Origin of the sequence: Haliscomenobacter sp. (genome assembly GCF_041740695.1) — a bacterium.
GTDB lineage: Bacteria > Bacteroidota > Bacteroidia > Chitinophagales > Saprospiraceae > Haliscomenobacter.
This window is the reverse complement of record NZ_JBGSLK010000086.1, coordinates 1-24307: the sequence shown is the minus strand read 5'-3', so window position 1 is coordinate 24307 and position 24307 is coordinate 1. Positions and strand designations below refer to the sequence as shown.

At 47.8% G+C, this 24307-nt stretch carries 13 protein-coding genes; 10 read left to right on the top strand and 3 right to left on the bottom strand.

Going from position 1 to position 24307, the window contains the following annotated elements:
* Positions 1-139: 139 nt before the first annotated feature.
* Positions 140-2227 (bottom strand): transcription termination factor Rho, encoded by a 2088-nt coding sequence (gene rho / locus ACEW9O_RS17630; RefSeq protein WP_373551504.1) that lies wholly within the window; start codon positions 2225-2227, stop codon positions 140-142.
* A 503-nt stretch (positions 2228-2730) separates the two neighbouring features.
* Between rho and serS the strand changes: the two genes are divergently transcribed.
* The 4 genes from serS (at position 2731) to rpmH (ending at position 5942) form a co-directional block, all read left to right on the top strand.
* Positions 2731-4014 (top strand): serine--tRNA ligase, encoded by a 1284-nt coding sequence (gene serS / locus ACEW9O_RS17625; protein WP_373551503.1) that lies wholly within the window; start codon positions 2731-2733, stop codon positions 4012-4014.
* 68 nt (positions 4015-4082) lie between these two features.
* Positions 4083-4781: a zinc metallopeptidase gene (locus ACEW9O_RS17620; protein ID WP_373551502.1), complete on the top strand. Its 699-nt coding sequence runs from the start codon at positions 4083-4085 to the stop codon at positions 4779-4781.
* Between the two features lie 243 nt (positions 4782-5024).
* Positions 5025-5591, top strand: coding sequence for a ribosome recycling factor (gene frr, locus ACEW9O_RS17615; protein WP_373551501.1), 567 nt, complete (start codon positions 5025-5027; stop codon positions 5589-5591).
* A 195-nt stretch (positions 5592-5786) separates the two neighbouring features.
* Positions 5787-5942: a 50S ribosomal protein L34 gene (gene rpmH / locus ACEW9O_RS17610; protein WP_353484047.1), complete on the top strand. Its 156-nt coding sequence runs from the start codon at positions 5787-5789 to the stop codon at positions 5940-5942.
* 95 nt (positions 5943-6037) lie between these two features.
* Here the strand turns inward: rpmH and ACEW9O_RS17605 are convergent, their stop codons facing one another.
* Positions 6038-7852 carry a tetratricopeptide repeat protein gene (locus ACEW9O_RS17605; RefSeq protein WP_373551500.1) on the bottom strand — a complete coding sequence of 605 codons (1815 nt, stop codon included), beginning with the start codon at positions 7850-7852 and terminating at the stop codon, positions 6038-6040.
* Positions 7853-7978: 126 nt separating this feature from the next.
* Positions 7979-8335, bottom strand: a complete 357-nt coding sequence (locus tag ACEW9O_RS17600) for a VanZ family protein (protein WP_373551499.1) — start codon at positions 8333-8335, stop codon at positions 7979-7981.
* Between the two features lie 631 nt (positions 8336-8966).
* Here ACEW9O_RS17600 and ACEW9O_RS17595 point away from each other — a divergent pair.
* The 6 genes from ACEW9O_RS17595 to ACEW9O_RS17570 all read left to right on the top strand — a co-directional run.
* Positions 8967-12617 (top strand): carboxypeptidase regulatory-like domain-containing protein, encoded by a 3651-nt coding sequence (locus ACEW9O_RS17595; RefSeq protein WP_373551498.1) that lies wholly within the window; start codon positions 8967-8969, stop codon positions 12615-12617.
* 62 nt (positions 12618-12679) lie between these two features.
* Positions 12680-16690: a hypothetical protein gene (locus ACEW9O_RS17590; RefSeq protein ID WP_373551497.1), complete on the top strand. Its 4011-nt coding sequence runs from the start codon at positions 12680-12682 to the stop codon at positions 16688-16690.
* 88 nt (positions 16691-16778) lie between these two features.
* Complete coding sequence (locus ACEW9O_RS17585; RefSeq protein WP_373551496.1) at positions 16779-17822, top strand: PorV/PorQ family protein; 1044 nt, start codon at positions 16779-16781, stop codon at positions 17820-17822.
* Between the two features lie 218 nt (positions 17823-18040).
* Positions 18041-18835, top strand: coding sequence for a hypothetical protein (locus ACEW9O_RS17580; RefSeq protein WP_373551495.1), 795 nt, complete (start codon positions 18041-18043; stop codon positions 18833-18835).
* 125 nt (positions 18836-18960) lie between these two features.
* Positions 18961-20868 (top strand): PA14 domain-containing protein, encoded by a 1908-nt coding sequence (locus ACEW9O_RS17575; RefSeq protein ID WP_373551494.1) that lies wholly within the window; start codon positions 18961-18963, stop codon positions 20866-20868.
* Between the two features lie 256 nt (positions 20869-21124).
* Positions 21125-24307, top strand: a 3183-nt coding sequence (locus ACEW9O_RS17570; RefSeq protein ID WP_373551493.1) for an ice-binding family protein, incomplete at its 3' end; no start/stop codon positions are given.

Sequence of the window (24307 nt, the reverse complement as noted above, 5' to 3'; positions counted from 1 at the left end):
CTTGCACTTCGACTACGCTCAGTGACCGGGCCGCTGCGGTAGCCTCAACCTTCTCAACCTCTCTCAACCTTCCTAAACTAGAAAAGGGCTTCATGATTATCCCTAACCACAAAGCCCTTTTTATCGTTCCAACAAAAAATTATCCATTCATCGACAGCAGGAATTCATCGTTGCTGCTGGTCATATTCATGTGTTTGCGCAGGAATTCCATAGCCTCTTCGGGTTTCATGTCCGAAAGGTGGTTGCGCAGGATGAACATACGTTGGAGGGTGTCTTTATCCAAAAGCAGATCATCGCGGCGGGTACTCGACTTGGTAAGGTCGATCGCCGGGAAGAGGCGCTTGTTGGCCAGACCACGGTCAAGTTGTAATTCCATGTTACCCGTACCTTTAAATTCTTCAAAGATCACGCCGTCCATTTTGGAACCGGTGTCGATCAGTGCTGTTGCCAGAATGGTGAGTGAACCACCACCTTCGATGTTACGAGCAGCACCAAAGAATTTTTTAGGCTTGTGTAGTGCATTGGCTTCCACACCACCCGAAAGTACCTTACCAGAAGCAGGTGCCACGGTGTTGTAAGCGCGCGCCAAACGAGTGATAGAGTCGAGCATAATCACCACATCGTGACCACATTCTACGAGGCGTTTGGCCTTTTCAAGCACAATGCCAGCTACGCGTACGTGGTTTTCAGCGGGTTCGTCAAAGGTAGAAGCGACAACTTCCGCGTTTACACTACGTTTGAAGTCGGTAACTTCCTCTGGACGTTCATCCACCAACAAGACGATGATGTAACACTCGGGATGGTTTTTAGCGATGGCGTTGGCCAAATCTTTCAACAAGAAAGTTTTACCCGTTTTAGGTTGTGCCACGATCAAACCACGCTGGCCTTTACCAATTGGGGTAAAGAGGTCGATCATCCGGTTGCCCATGTTTTTGGAACCCGGTGCATTCACTAGACGCATTTTTTCAGTCGGAAACAATGGCGTCAGGTAATCGAAAGGCACCCGATCGCGGATCTCCTGCGGATCGCGGCCATTGATTTTGGACACCTTCAAAAGGGCAAAATATTTTTCACCTTCTTTAGGTGGGCGAATGGCACCACAAACCGTATCCCCGGTACGCAAACCAAACAGTTTGATCTGGGAAGGAGACACATAGATATCATCCGGTGAAGTCAGGTAGTTGTAATCTGCAGAACGCAAGAAACCATACCCATCCGGCATCATTTCCAGAATGCCCTCGCCCTCGATGATGCCATCGAGTTCGATGTCAAAACGTTCCTCATCTGCTGCGTATTCTTCGTATTCTTCAGCAGCAGGCTGGCGACGTTCAGGAGCATCTTCGAAACGGCCACCATCGCGGTCACGATCTCTATCGCGGTCATCGCGTTCGCGGTCCCCACCTCTATCGCGGTCTCTATTGTCCCGCTCGTAACGGTCGCGATCGTTGCGCTCTGGGCGATCACGGTCGCTGCGTTCAAAACGGGGATTGCGCTCAGGACGATCCCGCTCACCACGATCATCACGGGTAGGGCGTTCCATTCGGCCGCCGCCTCTTTCTTCCCGGTCTTGTTCACGCTCCCGGTCTGGGCGTTCTTCACGAGTCGGACGTTGTTCCTCACGGGTAGGGCGTTCCTCACGAGTCGGACGTTCGTCCCGGGTAGGGGTAGGGCGTTCTTCGCGAGTCGGTCGTTCGTCCCGGGTAGGCGGTGTAGCAGGCCGTTCGGTACGGCTTTTTTTTTCTTCACGTTCTTGCTCGCGCTCGCGCTCGGTACGTTCGTTCCGATCGCGGGTACGTTCCAGGCGTGGCACGTTGCGGTCGCGGCGGGTAAGGGCTTGTTGTTGTTCAAGCTCTTCACGGGTCACACGGCGACGTGCTCTTTTGTTGCGGTCATTCGGGTCGTCCTCAACAGGATCATTGGAAGGCTGATCTGAGTTAGGATCTTCTTTTGCAGCCGGGGTCGGCACAAAAGAATCATCTTCATCGTCGTCAGGGCGGTACAATTCGTTTTGAAACTGTTCCCGGCTTGTAATGCTGGCGGGGATATCGAGATCTTCTCCTGGCTCAAAAGCGGGGCGCTCAGAACCTTCAGCAAGTGCCTGGTAATCCAGAATTTTGTAGACGAGTTCTTTTTTGTTGAGTTTTCGGTAACCCTGGACGCCCAGTCGTTCGGCGAGCTCTCTCAGTTCTGGCACCAACATGTCGTTCAATTGCAAAATATCGAACATAATTGAAAAGGCTTCTTTTTGAAATTGAAGCGGTAGCCGTAGCTAGCTTCGGGACTTGTTAAAGGAATGTTATTTGAAAAGTAAAAACAATCGTGGCAGATGTGGATGGAGATAGCTGAATCAAAAAAAACAAGTGTTTGAATTTTGATGCGTAACCCTTAATCTGGCTGATGAATAGTAAGTGAGGTAAACTTGCTTACCCGTTGCTAGTCATTGACCGGTAGACACCGTTTGATTCTTGTGTATAGCAAAACCATAAGTTGTTCTCCTCTCAAAACCCTTAAAAACGGTATTTATTGTGTGTTTAAGGAGGAATAATGGAGGATTGTGCAGCTCTTCGCGAAGTAGGAAACCACCTTGCTTGTGTGCTATAGAAAGAAAGAGGTGTGCTGTAATGACACAAAAATACATTTATTTTTAATTCCAAGCACTATCTTTGTAAAAAAGTAACCATTAAAGTTTTTAACGAAACTTGGTTTTACCGAAAAAGCATCACGCCCACTATGTTACAAGTCAATTTTATCCGGAACAACAAGGAGCGCGTCCTGGCCGGATTAAAGAAAAGAAACGCCAAAGAGGATCTATTGCAAGCCATTGAATCGATCCTCCAACTCGACGATGACCGTAAAAGATTAAAAACGGAGTTGGATGAAGCAAACGCGGAACGCAACCGCTTCTCCGCTGAAATCGGCGCTTTAATGAAACAAGGCAAAAAAGAGGAGGCCGAACAATCCCGTAGCCAGGTAGCTGGTTTGAAAGAGCGTTCTGCCGCGATTGAAGAAGAATTAAAGTCCACTGAAGAGCAGCTCACTGAACAACTCTACCTCATTCCAAATATTCCACACGAATCGGTTCCAGTGGGCATCACCCCCGAGGACAACGAAATTTACCGCCCTGGACCCGACCCATTGCCTGAGTTGGATGACACTGCCCTACCCCACTGGGAAATTGCAGCTAAGTATAAGGTGTTCGACCTGGAGTTGGGTGTGAAGCTGACTGGAGCAGGCTTTCCAGTGTACCGAGGCAAAGGTGCCAAGCTGGAACGTGCCCTGATCAACTTTTTCCTGGATGAAGCCTCTGCTGCTGGATATGAAGAAATCATCCCACCGCTGATGGTCAATGAAGACTCTGCGCGGGGAACCGGGCAATTGCCCGATAAAGAGGCCCAAATGTACCATGTGACCTTGGACAACCTCTACCTGATTCCTACTGCCGAGGTGCCCGTCACCAATATTTACCGCGATCAAATTCTCGATGCCAGCGAGTTGCCCATCAAGATGACGGCTTATACACCTTGCTTTCGCAGGGAAGCAGGTTCATATGGTGCCCATGTGCGGGGATTGAACCGGGTACACCAGTTTGATAAAATCGAAATTGTGCAAATTGCGCATCCAGATCAATCCTATGAAATCCTGATGCAAATGTTGGAGCACGTCGCTGGTTTGTTGAACAAACTGGGCTTGCCATTCCGCATTCTCCGCCTCTGTGGTGGCGATATGGGCTTTACTTCTGCACTTACCTTTGACTTTGAAGTCTGGAGCGCGGCACAAAAACGTTGGTTGGAAGTCAGTTCTGTATCCAATTTTGAGACTTACCAGTCCAATCGGATGAAAATGCGCTTCCGCGAAGGTAAAGACAAAGACATTCAACTGGTCCACACCCTCAATGGCAGTGCTTTAGCTTTGGCACGAATTGTTGCTTCGATTTTAGAGAACAACCAAAGCCCAGAAGGTGTTATTATACCTGAAGTATTGCGCAAGTACACGGGTTTTGATTTACTCAACTAAAGGGAGTAGACCTTCTCATAAAGTCTAGTGACCTGAGCAATACAGCCAAGTCTAAACAATAAAAACAAATGATGAACTCAGATTATATGGTCTTTATGCTGATTGGTGGAGTTTTTTCCGTCATTGGCTTCATCGTTAGTGCTCGGTTAAAATCTAAATTCAATCACTACAGCAAGATTCGGATTCGTTCTGGCTTGACGGGTAAAGAAATCGCGGAGGCAATGTTGCGCCATTACGGCGTCAACGACGTACAAGTCATTGCGACCCAAGGTATGCTAACCGACCACTACAATCCAGCAACCAAAACGGTAGCCCTGAGTGAGGCGGTATATTCCACCAATAGCATCGCCGCAGCTGCTGTCGCTGCACACGAGTGCGGGCACGCGGTACAACACGCCACGGCTTACAGCATGTTGAAATTGCGCTCAACCCTGGTGCCCATTGTGAACTTTTCAGCAATGACCCAGCAATGGTTGTTGATCGGGTCATTCATGCTGATCAATACCATGCCACAACTTTTGCTGATCACCGCAATTGTTTTTGGGGTCACTGCTTTATTCAGTTTCATTACTCTTCCTGTGGAGTTCGACGCCAGCCGTAGGGCCCTGGCCTGGCTCGGTGAATCGGGGATGGCTCGTGGTGAAGAGTACGATGGAGCCAAAGATGCCCTGTGGTGGGCAGCAATGACCTATGTGGTAGCGGCCATTTCGGCGCTGGTGATGGTGGTGTATTTGTTGCTGCGGTATGCAGGGGCTTCGCGGAATTAAACAAGTAACATTCTAACCATTATATAAGTAGTGGGGCAAAAATAAATGTTCATTTTTTTCAGGCCAAAGGATTAGCTAAGACACTTTAAATGAACCGCTTACTTAGCTATTTTTTTGGCAAAATGAACATTTATTTTTTTATCGCCCCTAAGCCAGAAAAAGGGATGAATTTTCATTTCCTTTTTCTGGCTTTACTTTTTCCCAAATTTTCCCGATTTTTGCCCTCGCAACAAAAATACTCGTATGACGCAGGAGGAAATAGACCTAATTATGGAGGATGCTGAGGAGCAAATGGACAAAGCTCTGGAGCACCTTAGAATTGAATTGTCAAAAATCACCACGGGCAAAGCCAATCCGGCGATGCTTTCGGGTTTGATGGTAAACTATTACGGTGCACCTACCCCGATGAATCAGGTCGCCAACGTGGCTACTTCCGATTCACGTACCATTGTGATCCAGCCCTGGGAAAAATCCATGTTGGCACACATTGAAAAATCTATTTTTGAAGCCAATTTGGGGGTAACGCCCATGAACGACGGGGTGGTGGTGCGCTTGTCTATTCCACCATTGACCGAAGAGCGCCGCCGCGATTTGGTCAAACGTTGTGCCAACTTGGGTGAGGAATCCAAGGTAGGTATCCGTGGTGGCCGCCGCGATGCGATCGAGGAGGTCAAAAAGGCGGTGAAAAATGGCTTTTCAGAAGACTTAGGCAAAAAATTGGAGGATGACGCAGACAATCTTTCTAAAAGATTCATTGCCGCAGTAGATGAAATGGTCAAACAGAAGGAGAAAGACATTATGACTGTATAGTTGATGCCTCGGCTTCGTTTGGCAACCGATCACTGAGCGAAGCCGAAGTGGGGTTGAAGGGTTGAAATGAACTTTCAAGCTTCATTTCAACATTTCAACCTTAAACTTTTCAACTTTCATTTGGTCGTTTCCAAAGATACCCTTACATTTGCCCCACTTTTTAAAAGAGCCTGTGCGCAATAAAAGCAATATACAATGAAAAGGACTTTCCAACCATCTCGTCGCAAACGTGCCAATAAGCACGGATTCCGTACTCGTATGAGTTCGAAGAACGGCCGTAGAGTATTGGCTGCACGCCGTGCCAAAGGTCGTCACAAGCTGACGGTTTCTGACGAAAAGCGTCTGAAGTAAGAGATGAAAGAGGAGAGATGAAAGATGAAAGCGTAAACACGTGATCTTCTTTCAACTATTCTCTTTCATCTCTCATCTCTCCTCTTTCATCTCTCTTATTGTATTTTATCCCCCCTCAGCAAGCGATACCGCTTTCTCGCCTCTACCGCAAAGGTACTTCCTGAAAAATCAATGAACAGTTGCTCGTACAAAATGGACGCTCGGTCTTTGTTGTTCAGTTGATTTGCATTTTCATACAATTCCGCCAGCGCAAACAGCGCATTATCCGCCCGGATTTCGTCGGGGTAATTTTGGATGATCAGTTCGTACATTTTGCCAGCCTGGACGTAATCCCGTTTTTTGGTGAATACTTTGGCTTTGAGGTACCATACATCATCTTCCAAAGAGTGGTTGGGATATTCTTTAAGCAGTGAATCCAGTTTGCCGAATGCCTCGGTAAAGCGGTTTTGGAAAATCAACATGTCTGCCTCTGCGTAAAACTGCAGTGCTTTGGCGGTGGTATCCAGGTTGAGGTTGTCCGCAATAAAAACCGACATGTCCAGGGCATCGTTGGCAATGAGTTTGGCGGTAGAAGCTTTCAGGATTTCAAATTGAGCCTGGGCCCATTCAAAATCACCCGAGTAGTACGCCAAGCGAGCATTGCGGAAACGAGCTTCGTGGCCCAGAATATCATCCTTATACGATTTGTCCACTTGAGAGTACAATAAGGTGGACTCCCAAACTTCCGTTTTCATCAGGTAATAATCGCCCAAGTTGAGCTTGGCCTGGCCCAACATCCCGGCAGAAATGCCGGGCAGGGTAATCAGCTCCGACAAGAGCGTGATGGATTTATCCAGATTATTCAGGTAAAGGGCTTCTAGGTCGGCTAGCTCAGTGATCAAGGCAGCAGTTCCTCTGGACTTACCATAATCGTTGATGAAGGTCTCGTATTGTTTTTCCAGCTCCAGCAATTCTTCGCGGCTGTAATTGTATCCTTCCACCAGTTTATTGCGGCGGCAACGCAGGAACTCTTGTTTGGAATCCACAAAAAACGGCGTCCCAGCTCCTTTGTCGATCACATATTGATAGGCTTCGATGGCCACGTCGTAATCTTTGTCATTGGCCGCTATTTGTGCCAATTGGTATACCCTTAGGCCATCCCCTTTTTGCTGTTTGTCGAGGGCACGCACCTGACGAAGCGCATTTTTATAGTCCTTTTTCTGCAAAAATGCCCAGGCCAGCATGTCGATATACTGCACCGAACCTGCATTGCTGGCATTTTGAATGCGATCGTACAACTGTTGCTGCAACACATTCATGTCATCAGGCGAGAGGTAGCGCTGGAAGATACTCTTGATGTTGTCGACCCGCTCCGGGAAAGCATCCAGGCTATTGAGGTATTGCTCGATCATTTTACCCACATCACCTTTGCGGCGATACAGGTCGGCCAGGTTGTAGGAAAAAAACTGGCGATCGTTGAGCATCGTCGCCCCCTTTTCGTAGGTTTCGACAGCCAGATCGTATTTATTGGCCGAACTAAAGGCATTGGCTAGTTTGCTCACCGCATAGCGGTCTTTGGGCAATTGGTCAATGGCTTTGCGGTATTGCTTTTTGGCTTCGTCTTCTTTGCCCTGTTGTTCGTACATCCTACCATAATTGACGTACAAGCGGCTGTCATTGGGGCGTTTGCGGATTTGTTTGAGCAAGCCACGTTCAAGTTCTTCGTAGCGTTGCAATTCCATCAGGCATTCGATGTAGCGGTCGAAATAATACTCGTTGTCATTGTCCTGGGTGTACAATTTTTCAAAAAGAATCACCGCCTTTTCAAATTCTCCGTCCGCCAGGTATTGCTGCGCCAATTTGGCATCCTGGGCAAAGGACCATACTGCACTCAGCAGCAGTGTTGCTACAAATAAGCACATTCTTATCATGGGTACCACTTGAAATTGGTTGAGTAAAGTTTTCGCTTCCGAACAAAATAGTAAGTCAGCTCTAAAGATAAACGTTTGACAGATTAAAAACAGTAGTGAATGCCGATGTGTTGAAAAATGACCAAATTATTTGCGCGCAAAGTAGTGGGGCAAAAGTGGAGCAAACCAGGAAAAAATCCAGACCCCGATCAAACACCCGATTAAATTGGCCAGCATATCAAACACGTCTAATTGCCTGCCGTAAAAAAAGGCCTGTTGCAAAAATTCAATGATGATACCATAAGTTGTGCCCAAAATGACCGGCATGTAAGCCCGTTTGAATCCATATTGTAACAAGAAGGCCAACAGGGCATAAGCTCCAGCGTGAGCAAATTTATCGGGTTGAATCACCCACCAAGGCTTAGCAACCCCCATTTGGGGATGAGCAGAAAGGAATAGGATAATCAGCGCCCAAAAAAGCGCTGGTAGCAAGTACTTAAGCATTTATCTCGATTTTTACCCCTTCAAAGTAGGGCTTATCCCGGGGTTGAAGATCACAAAACCTTTTTTTTTTGGTTGAAAAATTTCAGCAATCGAGGCTTTTTTTACATTTGGTTAACAAAAAAAAGATGCCACGCAGAGTGTGCGTGGCATGCCAATACGGATTAGTATGAAAAAACTCTCTTAAATTCTTGTTTGTAATGTCCAAGAATGGGTTGTTGAGATTACTCTTGACAATCCATTCTTTTTTTGTTTGCTGACTCGAACACACTACAGCGAAGTGTTTACTGTGGTAAACGTTTGGAAATTATTTGGTCGGTTATAGAGTTTACCTCTACCAACGACGTCCAAGTTAGAATACTTTGGAACGTTCAATTTTTTGGCGTAGATAAACTCTCAGGCAAGTCAGCCGGATGATTATATTGTTAAAGACGACAAAGCAACATAAAAGTTGCATGCAAGTTGAAATTTTTTTTTATTTAAAACCGCAATTATCGACGGAATGCAGAAATGTTGCTATAAACGCTAAAAGCTTGTATGGAAAAACCGGATTTGTCGTTCATTAACACCTGTACTTTTTAATAAAGTCTTAACTTTATCGCCAGTCTACATTGATTTAGAAAACATCCGGCATATGTTGCAAAAATTACTCCTGTGTTGTTTATTGTTTTTCGGTATCCTAGCGTTTTCTTTCGCCCAAACTTCCTTGAATGGTAAAGTTATCGATAAAGAAAACAAAGAACCGATCATCTTTGGCTCCGTTGCACTGTATAAAAACGGTGTGCAACTCACCGGAGTAGATACCGATGAGAAAGGGAATTTCAACTTTCCCGATATCGATCCCGGTAATTACGACGTGGAGGTTTCCTATCTAGGCTACAAACAAAGCCGCGTAGCCAACATTAAGGTATTCGCGGGTAAAGCCAATAAAGTAGAAGTTGAGCTGGAATCCCAAGGTGGCATCGTCTTGGATGTGGTTAACATCACGCAATACCGCGTTCCACTCATCGAACAGGACAACACCACTTCTGGGGGGGTTATTACCAGTGACCAAATCCGCAACCTGCCTATTCGCAATATCAATGCTATCGCAGCTACTACCGCAGGCTTAGCTTCTGCTGATGAAGGTAGAGCGATTACCGTAAGGGGCTCTCGGCCCACCAATACTGATTATATTATTGACGGCATTCGGGTGCGGGGCAATCTCATTCCTGAAACGGAAATTGAACAGTTACAAGTGATTACAGGGGGTATGGAAGCCCAGTACGGTGACGTAACTGGTGGGATTATCTCCATCACGACCAAGGGTCCAGCCAGCGAGTTTACCGGTGGCGCCGAGGTTGAAAGCACCAAGTTTTTGGACAATTTTAGCAATACGCTAGCTGGCCTCAACCTGAGTGGCCCCATCCTCAAAAACAAACAAGGGCATTCCATTCTGGGATATCGCTTTTCGGGTCGTTATACCGATCAATTGGACGACAACCCTTCCTCAGTTTCCCTATTCCAGGCAAAACCGGAAAAATTGCTGGAACTAGAAGCCAATCCCATCGTCAATATCCAAGGTTCACAATTGGTCAACGCCGACTTTCTGAAGTCCAATGACGTAAATGCACTGCAAACCCGTCCGGATGAACGTTACAAAAGAGTAGACTTAACTGGGAAACTGGATTTTCGCCTGAATAAAGCCATTGATGTTTCTTTCAGCGGTTCGTATGCCGATGAAGAAGACCAATTCACTCCAGGAGGCTGGCGTTTACTCAATAGCCACAATAACCCTTTTAACAATACCACTACCTACCGGGGTGTAATGCGTTTTCGGCATCGGCTGGGTGCCAGCTCAAATACACCTGGGCAAAGCAGCAATAAGTCTTTGATCCAAAATGCTTCCTACACTTTGCAGTTTGGGTACGAAAAGACCAAAGGTGACGTAGCCGATGCACGCCATGGTCAGAATTATTTCGAGTACGGTCATGTGGGCAAGTTCGACATCGAGTGGGTGCCTACCTTTAATTTTGTATTCGATCGGGTAACCCAAACCAACGTATTGCAACATACGGACTACCGTCAGGTATTGCGCAATTACACCCCGGGGGCTTCTAATCCGGTTTTGGCCAATTACAACAATGTGATGGGCCTGAACCAGAATGAAACCATTAATGCCCAAATCGGCCGGATCTTCATTCCAGGCGTCCAGGATGCTGGTTCGGTGCTTGCGCTGGGCAATTTTGTGGCCCCAAATGGTTTGATTTCGGATGTGTACACTGGTTCCTGGGGCTTCCACAGCAATGTCGGTTCGGTGTACAACCAGGCCAGTTACAGCGACGGCGATTTGTATACTTTTCACGGGCGCACCAACTTTGACCTTGTGCCTGGCAACTCCGATCAGGGTCGCCACAACATTCAAATCGGTTTCATTTACGAGCAGCGCACCGACCGGGGTTATGTCGTAGCCCCACAAACCCTGTGGAACATTGCCCGCCAACAAGCGAACAACCACATCCTGGGAATTGTAGAAGGTGCGGAAAACATTGGCACCATTACTGATACCGTTAACGGGGAAGCAGTTACCTTAAATTTGCGTCAATTGTCGATTGCCCAAAACGAGGACAACAAGTTTTACCGCTCGATTCGGGCCAAGAACAACATCCCTCTGACTGAGTATGTCAACGTAGATGGGATGGATCCCAGTGAGTTGAGTCTGAGTATGTTTTCCGCCAAAGAATTGAATGATCAGGGCATCATTCGGTATTATGGCTACGATTATTTGGGCAAACCTTTTGATGGGACTTTCAACGACTTTTTCACCGCTACGGATGCCGACGGCGTGCGCACCTTCCCGGTAGCACCCAACCGCCCCATCTATTCGGCTTTTTACATTCAGGATAAATTTACCTTCCGTGACATCATTTTCCGTTTGGGCTTGCGGGTGGATCGGTATGACGCCAATACCAAGGTCTTGAAAGATCCTTACTCTTTGTATGAAATCATCGGCGCGAGTGACTACCACGATCAGTTTGGTGGAGAACGCCCCGGTAACATTGGCGACGATTTTAAAGTGTACCTTAATGATGCAGGTACCAATGTGGAGGCTTATCGGGACGGCGACCAATGGTATCGCCCCAATGGTTCCCCGGTGAACAGTCCGATTGACATTTTTTCTGGTGGTTTGGTTTTCCCCAAATACAAGGATGAAAATGCCACCAAGATTTCCAACTACATCAAGTCTCGGGACTTCAATCCGGATGCATCGTTTGAAGATTATAAGGTACAGATCAACATCATGCCGCGTTTGGCCTTCTCCTTCCCCATTTCGGAAGATGCCAACTTCTTCGCCCATTACGACATCCTGGTGCAACGCCCGGCGACCAACACCTTGGCTACTGCCGTAGATTATTTCTACTTCACCGACAATCCAGGTTCCACCAAAAACAACCCCAACCTCAAACCTGAGCGCACCATTGATTACGAGGTAGGGTTCCAACAACGTTTGACCGAAACTTCTAAGTTAAAAGTCTCGGCCTATTACAAGGAAATCCGCAACTGGATTCAGCTGCGTACTTTCTTCCCGGTACCCATCATCACGCAGTACACCACTTACGACAACCTGGATTTTGGTACCGTCAAAGGTTTTAGCTTCGAGTACGAACTGCGCCGTACGGGTAATGCTACCCTGAACGCCAACTATACGCTACAGTTTGCAGATGGTACGGGTTCCGATGCCAACTCACAACGGGGCCTGACTAGCCGGGGTAACCTGCGTACCTTGTTCCCACTGAACTACGACGAACGCCACCGCATCAACCTCAACTTTGACTACCGCTTTTTCAAAGGACAAGCCATTCCTAAGTTTTTGGAAGATGCTGGTTTGAATGTACAGGCTGTTTCCGTTTCTGGACGTCCTTATACAGCGGATCGTACTCCGCTGGAATTGGGGGGCACTCAAACCATTGGATCCATCAATGGTGCCCGCAAACCCTGGACCTTTACGATTAATGCCCGCATCGACAAAACGATCAACTTCAGCAAAGGCGCTGGCTTGAATCTCTATTGCCGGGTGTCCAATTTGCTAAATCGCCAAAACGTGCTCAACGTCTATTCTGCAACAGGTTCTCCAACGGATGACGGCTTCCTTGCTTCAGCCAATGGTCAGGACAAGTTGCGCAACATCCAGAACTCGGTGCGCGAAGTAGAAGCTTATTTAGCCTCCTATCAGTGGGCTATTCTCAATCCTGCACTCTATTCTTTGCCTCGGCGGATTTACATTGGTGCAATCTATAATTTCTAAAAGGTTGCATCCTATCCGTAAGAGTAAAACACAACATTTTGACTAGTAAATACTTATTACATATGCGACATTTGAAATCCTGGCTGTTGCTTCTAGGTGGGATGGCCTTGCTCCATACTTCGGCGCTGGCTTATCATATCGGGAAAAACAATCCCAAACGGCCTGCTCCGAACAAACCGGAACTGCGCTACCTGGAGGATTGCAACAATGCCGTTGCCCAGATTGACCAAGCCATCAATAACGTTCGGGCCCGACTCACCACTGGAGGCGATGTGTGGTGGAACAGCAACGATGGGCGTTATGTAGTGCCCAAAGTAGCTCCTGGTTTGCCGGAAGTCTCTTCCATTTTTGCAGGTGCAGTATGGTTGGGTGGAGTTGACCCAGCGGGTAACCTCAAATTGGCGGCCCAGACTTATGGTCGTGCCGAACGTCAATTCGATTTTTTCCCTGGCCCATTGAATTCCAATGGCAAAACGGACAAAGAAACCTGCTCCCGTTGGGATAAATTTTTTGTCGTCAAAGGCGAAAGTATCCGTGAGCATTTGCGCAACTGGAATGCTGCCGTCCTGGCCGGTAGATCTTATGACCCAGACAAAATTCCCCGTGACATCAAAGGTTGGCCAGCATCGGGCAATGAATATTTTGAAGAAATCCACAGTTTTTCCCTCCCCAGCACCCGCCAGGGTTTAGCCGGGTTTTGGGATCAGGATGGCGATGGCAATTACAATCCGGAACTGGGTGATTTCCCGGTCATCGAAGTGCGGGGCTGTTTGGACAAACCGCAGTTTCCCGATGAAATGATCTTCTGGGTTTACAACGATGCGGGCAACATCCACTCTGAATCGCAAGGTGATCCCATTCAAATGGAGGTACAAGTACAAGCTTTCTCCTACGCCACCAACGACGAGATCAATGACATGACTTTCCAGCGTTATAAATTGATCAACCGGGCAGTGGAAAGTATCGATTCGACATATTTTGCCATGTGGGTTGACCCCGACCTGGGTTGTTTTACCGACGACTACGTGGGTTGTGACACCAGCCGCAGCCTGGCCTTCATTTACAACGAAGATGCCTTGGACGGCACGACTGGTTGTACCTGCGATGGCGCAGTGAATACCTATTGTGATGAAATTCCGCTGTTGGGTATCGACTATTTCCGGGGGCCCTTGGACGAGAATGGGGAAGAAATCGGGATGTCTTCCTTCACCTACTACAACAACCGTCAGGTCGGTAGCCCAATTCCGGGAACCACCGACCCTGCGAATGCCCAGGAATACTACAATTATTTATCCGGCTCCTGGCGCGACGGCACCCCCTTTACCTTTGGCGACGATGCCTACCAGGATGGAGCAGCCATTCGTTATGCCTTTACCGATACCCCCAACAATACCCGTGGCTGGACCATGTGTTCGGCGGATATCCCCTTTGGCGACCGTCGTACCATTCAGGCTTCCGGGCCTTTCCGCCTAGATCCAGGTGCTTTGAACGAGCTGATCGTCGGGGCAGTATGGGTGGCCGATCAGCAATATCCCTGTCCGGACATTTCCAAGCTCCTGGAAGCTGACGACATTGCCCAGGCACTGTTTGACAACTGTTTTGAGTTGACCGATGGCCCTGATGCACCTGATGTGGACTTCCTCGAAATGGACAAAGAGATCATTGCGGTTTTCACCAACGACACCATTACCTCCAATAACGCCAGAGAAGCTTACGCGCAGCGTGGTTTGCAAATTCCAGCTGGGGTAGCGGATAGCTTGTTCCGGTTTGAAGGTTATAAATTGTACCAATTGGACGACGCGGGTGTCACGGTAGCCGACCTCGACAATCCCGATAAAGCACGTTTGATTTATCAGGTGGATGTTAAAAATGCAGTGGGTCGGGTTTTCAACTGGCGAACGGTTGACAATCCTACTGGTGCTGATTATTACATCCCGGAACTGCGGGTGGAGGGAGCCGATGGTGGCATCCAACATACTTTCCGCATTTCAGAGGATCAATTTGCTTCGGGGGATCGCCGCTTGGTCAACCACAAAAAATACTACTTCGTAGCGATAGCCTACGCTTATAACAATTACCGGCCTTTTGATCCTAAAGCAGTTTTGGGCCAAAGACGGCCTTATCTTGAAGGTCGACGCAACATTGGTGATGGTTTCAATCCATTTTATACCGTCATTCCACGGCCAATTACCGACCGCAGCCTCAATGCCAAATACGGCGATGGCGCCGTCATCACGCGTTTAGCCGGAGCAGGTACGGGCAATAATTTCCTGGACCTGAATACGGAAACCCGCAATGCCATCATCCAGGGTACTTTTGCCCAAAAGCCAGAAATCACCTATCGGGCGGGAAGAGGGCCAATTGGCGTCAAAATTTTCAACCCGCTGGATGTTCAGGATGGCGAGTTTGAACTGCGCATCGTGGACGCCAACATGAGCAATGATCGTTTTGATCCACCTGTTCGTTGGGAGTTGCGCAATTTGAGCAATACGAATGGCCCAGTCATTCGCTCTGAAAAATCGATCGATGACCTTAACGAGCAAATTGTCAAAGAATTCGGATTCTCTATTTCGGTAGGACAAGTCAACGATCCTGGGGTCGATAGAGATGAACAGAACGGCCGCATTGGCTACGAAGAAGAATACTTGCGTACGGGAGCCACCCCCTGGGTATTTGGCATCAAGGACGAATATGTAGCGGGTCAAACGGATTTTGATACCAAGGTATTCAACTTTATGGCTACCGGTGATGCGGAACCCGATCAAATCCAGGATCCAGAAGAAGCCTTGAGCCAAATTGGCCCGGGGTATTTTGTGCCCTTCATCCTGGCCGATTTCCGCAACAAGGATGATCAAAACACCCCGTACATCACGCCAGCCTGGTCGGATTTGTCGGGTGCAGCCTTCTTGCGTACTCAGGCCAAACTGTCTGATGTCAACAACGTCGACATTGTCTTTACTTCGAATAAAGCCTTATGGAGCCGTTGTATCGTGATTGAATCGGCCAACCGATTCTACCCACTACAAGGGTATGCCACCCAAACTGCACCAGGTGAGACCGCCATCCGCCGCCATTTTGATTTGCGTGGCTCACCCAACGTTACGAAGGAAGATACCAATAATGATGGTTTGCCCGATGTGGAAACCAACCCCGATCCAACCCTTTCCCGGGTCGGTTTTGGTTGGTTCCCTGGCTATGCCATTGATGTAGAAACGGGTCAACGACTCAATGTGTTCTTTGGAGAAAACTCCGTTTATGGGGGCACCAACGATCCTTTGCTCAATGTTGGCCGCGACATGATGTTCAACCCCAATAGTTTGATCACCCTAGGCAATTCGGCCAATGGCAACCTGGGGCCCTATTTTGCGGGGGGACAACACTTTGTCTATGTCACCAAGACCGTTTACGACAGTTGCAAAGTACTGAGCCGACAATTGCGGCCCAACAACAGCCCGGTCAACAAAGGCCGGGTATTGAAGGACATTTCTTGGGGCGGTTTGATTTTGCCGCGTCCGGGTGCGAGCTTCAAATCTTATAGAGATGGCTTGATCCCAGATGATGTGGTGGTGAAATTGCGGGTAACCAATCCGTACCAGGTAGACCGCCGCACCGGTGTGGCCGGACTGAAGGAAAGTGGCTATCCTGTTTACCGTTTCCGTTTGGATGGCAAACAGGCCGAAGCGCTCAATACTCGTGGGGTGGATAGTGTGATGGCCCTGATCAAGGTGTCTCCCAACCCCTACTATGGGTTCTCCGATTATGAAGTATCACAGTTTACCACCACGGTGAAGGTCACCAATTTGCCAGCCAAGTGTGTCATTACGATTTATTCGCTGGATGGTAAATTCATTCGACAGTACCGCCGTGACGAGATTGGCCAAACGCCGCGAGGCAACAACCGGGCGATTTTGCAGAAACAAATTACCCCCGATTTGGAATGGGACCTCAAGAACAACAAGGGCATCCCCATCGCCAGCGGCGTGTACCTGATCCACGTGGACGCAGGTGAACTGGGACAACGAACGATAAAGTGGTTTGGGGTCAATCGGAAATTTGATCCTTCAGGACTTTAATTTAAAGATGAGAGATGAAAGATGAGAGATGACAAGGGCATTTTTTCATCTTTCATCTTTCATCTTTCATCTCTCCAAAATGGTTTTTATGCAAAAAATATACTTTTCCCTCCTCTTCCTATTGTTGAGCTTTGGTGCAACCCAAGCGGGGAATCCCGATCGCCAGGGTGAAGCGGGTGCCTACGAGTTGCTGATGGACCCCTGGGCACGTACGGCAGGATTGCACAGCATGAGCACCTCGCTGGTGCGCGGTGTAGAAGCCATGAACCTCAACGTAGCTGGCCTGGTGCGCATCAACAAGCTGGATTTTGGTTTTGGCAGCACCCAATACCTGCGAGGAACAGGCATCAATTTGAGTTCGGCGGCTGTAAGTGCCAAGATTGGCAAAAGCAGTGTGATGGGCCTCAGTTTGATGGCCGTTGATTTTGGGGACATTGAAGTCACGACCACCAATCAGCCCGAAGGTACGGGTGCAACCTATTCACCAAGTTTTTTTAACCTGGGTTTTGCATACGCCCACGAATTTGAAAACAAAGTTTCAGTGGGTTTATTACTCCGTGTTGTTTCCGAATCTTTGGCCAACGTCTCGGCCTTTGGCTTTGGTATTGATGCCGGGGTGCAATACGTGACGGGAGAAGAGGACAATTTCAAATTTGGCATCAGCCTCCGCAATGTTGGGTCGCCGATGACCTATCGCGGTGAAGCCCTGTCTATCCAGCGGCCCAGCCCAAATGGTGGTTCTTACGATGTAACCGTAGACCAGCGTGGCGCTCGTTTTGAATTGCCTTCCTTGTTGAATATCGGCGCTTCCTACGACTTTCGCTTTTTGGAAAAACACCGCTTTACGGTACTCGGTAATTTTACCTCCAACTCCTTTTCGAGAGACAATTTGGGTGGTGGCGCGGAATATGCTTTCGATGAACGGTTTGTATTGCGGGCCGCCTACAAAACTGATTTGGGCTTGACTGATCCGATTCAATCACCCATTTATACTGGCTTGAGTGCGGGTGGATCGGTGACTTTCCCATTGAGCAAAATAGAAAAAAACACCAAAATCAGTGTGGATTACGCTTACCGTGCCTCTAAGGTGTGGAGTGGAACGCACAACATTTCTGTACGCATCGGGATTTAGGGGCGATAAAAAAATAAGGGCTCATTTTGCCAAAGGATTAGATAAGTAAACGTTTCATTTTAAGTATCTTATCTAATCCTTTGGCTCAGGAAAAATGAGCACTTATTTTTGCCCCACTACTTAGTACATTAAAATCCAGCTTTTAACACCAGTTTAACGCAGGCAGATTTGATGCTTAACCCAGACTTCTGTAACTTTCAGGTGCAAAACCTGACCTTATGCATCTAAAACATTACACCTCTGCGATTTTTTACTTATTCGTTTTGGCCATCAGCTTTAGCTCTTGCGCCGTGCCACAAGCCGTGGTACGCATGGAACCCGCCGCTGATCAAAAAATTCGCTGGGATTATGGCCAGGCCATTGTGGAAAAAAGTGTAGACAGCCTCTTTGGCCGAGCGGCTTTTGACCACGCCGAAAAAGAATTTTTGGTCTTCAATGTGGACGTAACAAACCTGAGCCAACGGGATCAGTTGGTTGCTCCAGAACAGTTTTACCTGACCACCTCTACAGGTACACGCTACTTTGCCCTTGATCCTGAAAAGCAGTTGTTTTCGATGGAGGTACAAGAAAATGTTCGGGAAGCCAATGCCAAAAATGCTGCGGTATTGGCTGGAGTGGCGGCGGCTGTAGCGGTAACTGCGGTGGTCGTTTCGGAAATCCAAGACAATAAGGACAACAATAACTCGAATAACAACAACGAGAACCGCAACAACAATCGTGACAATACGAACTTTCTCTTGTCCGTCCCTTTGGTCATCAACTCCGCCCCAGCTGATCAATCTATTGCCCAACCCAACATCGGCAATTTCGAGCCCAATACGCCCACAACCGGAGACCGCGGTTTTTGGATGGATTATACCTTGCGCAAAACCACCCTGGCGCCGGGGGAAAAAGCGAGAGGCAAGGTGCTCTTTCGCCGACAGGATACCCTAAAAGATTTTTTACTGATGTTGCCGATTGAGCAAAGTGTGTTTTCTTTTGGGTTCAAACAGAAGGTTTTTCAACCACAGTGAGCTAAACCTAAATTTTCATGCTTTCTGGAGGTATTTTTTAACCCCCTTTTAACACTTAGCTCATGTTGGGAATAGATCTTTACGGGAAGCAAAACTAAATCCCACTAAGATCTAAAAACAGCATCATGCGACGTCTATTTTTCTTGCTCCTGGTTTTCCTGTGTTTGCAATCTGGCTTTGCGCAAAAGCCTGTCTTTATCGTTGATTCCACAGCCATCAATCCCTGGACCAAACGCCCTTTTGAAAACAACCCCGACAATTTTCAATTTGCCATTGTCAGCGACCGCACGGGAGGGCATCGCGATGGTGTTTTTGAAAAAGCAGTAGAAAAACTGAATAAACTGCACCCTGAGTTTGTCATGTGTGTGGGAGACATGATTGAAGGTTACACCAAAGATCATAAAGAAATTGACCGCCAATGGGCTGAATGGGACGATATTTTGGGGAAATTAAAAATGCGTTTCTTCGCCCTACCCGGCAACCACGATATTTCCAACGAAGTGATGCGCAAAGTATGGCTGGAGCGCTACGGCAAAGCCTGGTACCATTTTGTGTACAAAAACGTGTTGTTCATCACAATGGATTCCAACGACGGTGATGGACTAAGCATCAGTAGGAGCCAAATTGATTATGTCAAAAAAGCCATTGCCGACAACCCCAACGTGCGTTGGACGATGCTGTACATGCACCACCCGGTTTGGAACTACAAAGATTTTAATGGGTTTAGTGAAATTGAAGCTGCACTGCAATCCCGCCCTTACACAGTATTGGCTGGCCACAACCACCAGTACCTCAAAACCCAACGCAACAATCGCAATTACTACATCCTGGCTTCTACGGGGGGCGGCAGCCAGTTGCGCGGGCCACGCTTCCAGGAGTTTGATCACATTACCTGGGTTACCTTTACCGACGAGGGGCCTGAACTAGTCAATTTGGCTCTGAGTGGCATCCACAATGACGACATCGTGGACGATGCTGGATTGGCCAAGGCCAAAAGTATGCTGGATGCCGTAAACTTCAAACCCCAGTTGCTCAAAATCGATGCACGCCGGGCTCAGGTTTTGTTGAGCATCCACAACAGTGGCAAGGACACCTTGAATTTCAACAGCCAATTGTACCACCACCACCAGCTCAGCCCAAACCAGGGAAAATTCAAGTTGAAGATAGCGCCCAACCGTAGTGCGCAAGTAAATTTTGAAGTAGAGACCACGGGCAATGCTACTTTTGACAAAGCTGCTCCATTGGAATTGGACTGGCAAATGTCTTTGCCTTCAGCCTTCATGGAGGCGCCTTACCATCTGGAAGGAACTTTGCCGATCATCATCGATTTTACGCCACCCAGCCCGCTTGAAAATGAGCGTGCGATTTTTTTGACCCAACAAAAAATCGAACTCAAACCGCCACAACTCGGGCTGAGTATGCGCTACACCCTGGATGGGAGCGACCCGACGCTCAATGCTGCCGTTTACCAGCAACCCATCACCGTCGCTGCCACCACTGTGCTCAAGGTACGCTATTTCAATACTCAAAATGGCGCAGCCAGCAGCACCTGGCAAAAAGAATACCGCAAGGTGACGCCGCTGGAAGGGGTAAAAGTCACTGGTAGCAAAACTGGAATGGCTTATCGCTACTACGAGGGCGACTTTCAGGTATTGCCGGATTTCAAAACCTTAAAACCGCTAAAAACCGGTACCGTTCAGGACTTTAATGTAGAACGACTGGCTGGCACCCGCACTGATCACTATGCAATTGTCTATGAAGGTTTTGTAGAGATTCCTGTTGATGACCTGTACTATTTTTATACCCGTTCTGATGACGGTTCTACATTTTACATCCACAACCAGTTGGTGGTCGACAACGACGGTTCGCATGAAGAGCGTGCGCGAGGTGGCGACATTGCTTTGAAAAAAGGGTGGCATCCATTCCGACTGGAGTATTTTGAGGATTTTGAAGGGCAGAGTTTGTTTGTTGGGTTTAGTGGGGAGGATGGTAAGAGGAAACCGTTCTTCAGTTTGCCCTTGATGAGCAAGTAAACATCTTTTTTTGTAGCACTATTTCAGGACGGATAGTCAGTTTGATGGAAAAAATAAAGGGCCTGGCTTCAAAATGGAAGTTAGGCCCTTTGTGTTTAATCCAATGGCTTAAAGAAACCAGCTTTTTATTGCGCAGCAGGCGAGCTAATTGTGGAAAAGGCGGAATCATGTAATTGCCCACCAGAATTGTGTAACTTTTTTTGTGCTGTAGTACTCACCTTTGGAGGTATTTACTCACGCTGTAATAGATCATAACTTGAAAACAATACTACACAATGTATTAAAAGCCATTATTTTGCTTTTAATACCACTCCTAGGGTACGGCCAGGCACCCAATCTGGGCTCTACCTCAAACTTTGCCTTATTCACCGCCGTCGGGGCATTCAACAACAGCGGCGTCTCCACCATCACCGGAGACATCGGCACCAATGTAGGTGCTTTCAATTTGGGTGCAGCAGTACTCATCGGAAGTAGTCATGTTGCCGACTCCGTTTCCGCACAAGCAGCAATGGATGTGGATATTGCTTACGGCAGCCTCAGCCCGGTAACTTGTGACAGCGTCATTGGAACAACCATGGGAGGGGGGCAAATTCTCCTTCCGTACGTTTATTGCCTCGGAGCCGCTTCAACCATCAACGGGAATCTTATTTTGGATGGACAAGGTGATGCTGGTTCGATATTTATTTTTAAAATAGACGGCGCCTTCGCTTCATCCGCTAATTCCCAAATTTTATTGATCAATTCAGCTTCTTTGTGCAATGTCTATTTCCAGATAAATGGCGAGGTAACTTTGGGTGTGAATTCTCTATTCCAAGGCACCATATTAGCCAATGGTGCCATACATTTGTTGAATAACGCAACCCTGATTGGACGGGGACTTTCGCGTTCCGGAGCAATCAATTTGTCGGCGAATACCGTAATCGGAGCCTTACCCATTGCCTCCAGTATTGTTGCGGGAGGGCCAACCACGTTTTGTGCAGGCGATAGTGTAGTCCTTTCCGGAAATGTTGGTGGAACCTGGAGTACGGGTGCAACTACCCCATCCATAATCGTAAAAACGAGTGGTGACTATTTTGTCACCAGTGAAGCCCCTTGTGATACAATAACCTCCAATCACATCAATGTAAGCGTCAATCCATTACCCATACCTTCGGTTATTTCCGCAAATGGACCTACGTCATTTTGTGAAGGAGGCAGCGTAGAACTCATCGGCAATGTTGGCGGAACCTGGAGTACCGGATCAATCACTCCATCGATCATCGTAACTACCGCTGGCGACTATTTTGTGACCAATGCCAATGCTTGTGGTGATACGGTTTCCAATCACATTATTGTAAGCATTGACCAGAGCCAGCCCATAACTTCTGTTATCTCCGCAAATGGTGAACCTACAACATTTTGCGCAGGCGATAGTGTGGTGCTTACTGGCAATGTTGGCGGAACCTGGAGTACTGGAGCGACCACCTCATCTATAACTGTAAAAACCAGTGGCGACTATTTTGTCACCAATTCCAATGGCTGTGGCGATGTGGTTTCCAATCACATTATTGTAACTGTGAACAATGTTGATGCGGGAGTGATTGGCGAAAGTCAGACCTTTTGTACGGGAGGCACCCCAGACACCTTGAAAGCCAATGTTCCAGCTACAGGTACGGGAGAGTTGAGTTATCAATGGCAAACCACGCTCGAAGGATCATCCTGCGACGGCACCTGGTTTGACATTGATGGAGCGACGGATGCGAGCTACTTGCCTAGTGCAATGGGGCCTCTTGGCTTATTTTCCAGTCCTTATCGCCTGATTGTTTTTTCAACGTTTGATGACGGAAACAATGGAACATTGATTTGTAGCGATACCAGTAATTGTGTACTCGTCACCGAAAATCGTGCAGAAATTGGTGAAATAGACGGTGATACCATCTGTGCAGGTGAAATTCCTATTCTTCTTCAACCCGTTTCAATCACTGCTCAAGGTACCAATGCCTACCAATGGCAAAGCAATACAGTTGGCTGTGACAATTCCGCCCCTTGGGTAAACATAGATGGAGCAAATTCTTTTTCCTACAATCCTCCTGCTTTGTTTATTACCACCTACTATCGATTGATTTTGACATCTACAATAGGTGATGTGGTTTGTAGCGATACTTCTAACTGCATCAGGATTTTGGTAAATCCTGCCCCGGTAGGCGCTATTCTACTACAAGGCCCCGCCGAATCCTGTGAAGATGATGGTTCGGTGATCCAGGTGGTGTTGAGTGCTGCGGGGTTCGCGGCACCTTATGACTTCTATTATAGCGATATCATTACCAGCGTTGGGCCAGATTGTCTTCCCAGGGCTGTAGGTGGTCCCTTCGTTGTTTTAAACGAAGCTGATAGTACCCTAGTTTTAACCTATACTGGTGCCAATGCGGGTACCTACACCATTATTTTGAATCAGGTGGTAGATGCCAATGGTTGTGCGGATACCACCACCACTAGCCGTAGTATAACTTTTACCATTGCGGCAAAACCCGTTGGTAGAGACAGTTCGCGCACGATCAACAACTGTATCCCGGTAAACATCAATCTACAGAACATCATCGCCTGCCAGCAAGCCAGTACCTTTACCTGGTACAGTGTAGCCTCGATAGGCTCAAGCCTGGCTTACAACAATCCAAATGTAAGTGGAGAAACCATTAATCCAGTTGGGACGGGCAGTGTGATCACGGATTTTTTGTCCAATACCAGCACTGTCAATCAAACGATCATTTACCGCGTGGTGCCTACCAGTGTAGTAGGTGCTTGTGTCGGCGACCCCTTCTACATCTCCATTACCGTTCGCCCCAGGGTCCTCGTGACTTGTTTGGCTTGTGTAAGTCAGGTCAACGTGAGTCTGGATGCCAATTGTAGATTCCTGGTTACACCAAATGTCGTTTTGGACGGCTTTGCAGAATGTGAAAACGGCCAAGTGCTACTCTCGGCACTGGAAGTACTCATCAGCGATGGCAACAATGACAGCTACATCAACTGTGCAGGTACCTATACTTATGTGGTTCGGTTAAAAGCGGAGTACGCAGAATGTTTCACTTTTGAGCCTTGTTGGGGTAGAATTACCGCCGAGGATAAAACCGCACCCGTACTGGTCTGTGCTCCTGCTGATGTCACTTTGGATTGTTACGATGTGAACTACGTGTTGAACAATCGTCTGACGATTGGCAACGTAGGTGCAACCAGCTCTCCACGTCCTGCGGCTACAGGCAACCAAACCATCCTCAATGCCGAAGGTGTTGCTGGAACTGGTGATGCTTGCCAATTGGGTTTAGTTCCTCCAGGTTTGGTTTCTGACGCGATCAAAAACTTGGGCTATGCTTACTTCCGCGACAACTGCCGCGATTGTGGTTGCCGGGTTACGCTGAAGTGGACGGACAAAGTAGTATTCTACAACTGCGACCAAATGGCGGCC

Coding starts and splice junctions, on each gene's coding strand:
- rho (WP_373551504.1), bottom strand. CDS start 2,227: ATGTTCGATATTTTGCAATTGAACGACATGTTGGTGCCAGAACTGAGA.
- serS (WP_373551503.1), top strand. CDS start 2,731: ATGTTACAAGTCAATTTTATCCGGAACAACAAGGAGCGCGTCCTGGCC.
- ACEW9O_RS17620 (WP_373551502.1), top strand. CDS start 4,083: ATGATGAACTCAGATTATATGGTCTTTATGCTGATTGGTGGAGTTTTT.
- frr (WP_373551501.1), top strand. CDS start 5,025: ATGACGCAGGAGGAAATAGACCTAATTATGGAGGATGCTGAGGAGCAA.
- rpmH (WP_353484047.1), top strand. CDS start 5,787: ATGAAAAGGACTTTCCAACCATCTCGTCGCAAACGTGCCAATAAGCAC.
- ACEW9O_RS17605 (WP_373551500.1), bottom strand. CDS start 7,852: ATGATAAGAATGTGCTTATTTGTAGCAACACTGCTGCTGAGTGCAGTA.
- ACEW9O_RS17600 (WP_373551499.1), bottom strand. CDS start 8,335: ATGCTTAAGTACTTGCTACCAGCGCTTTTTTGGGCGCTGATTATCCTA.
- ACEW9O_RS17595 (WP_373551498.1), top strand. CDS start 8,967: ATGTTGCAAAAATTACTCCTGTGTTGTTTATTGTTTTTCGGTATCCTA.
- ACEW9O_RS17590 (WP_373551497.1), top strand. CDS start 12,680: ATGCGACATTTGAAATCCTGGCTGTTGCTTCTAGGTGGGATGGCCTTG.
- ACEW9O_RS17585 (WP_373551496.1), top strand. CDS start 16,779: ATGCAAAAAATATACTTTTCCCTCCTCTTCCTATTGTTGAGCTTTGGT.
- ACEW9O_RS17580 (WP_373551495.1), top strand. CDS start 18,041: ATGCATCTAAAACATTACACCTCTGCGATTTTTTACTTATTCGTTTTG.
- ACEW9O_RS17575 (WP_373551494.1), top strand. CDS start 18,961: ATGCGACGTCTATTTTTCTTGCTCCTGGTTTTCCTGTGTTTGCAATCT.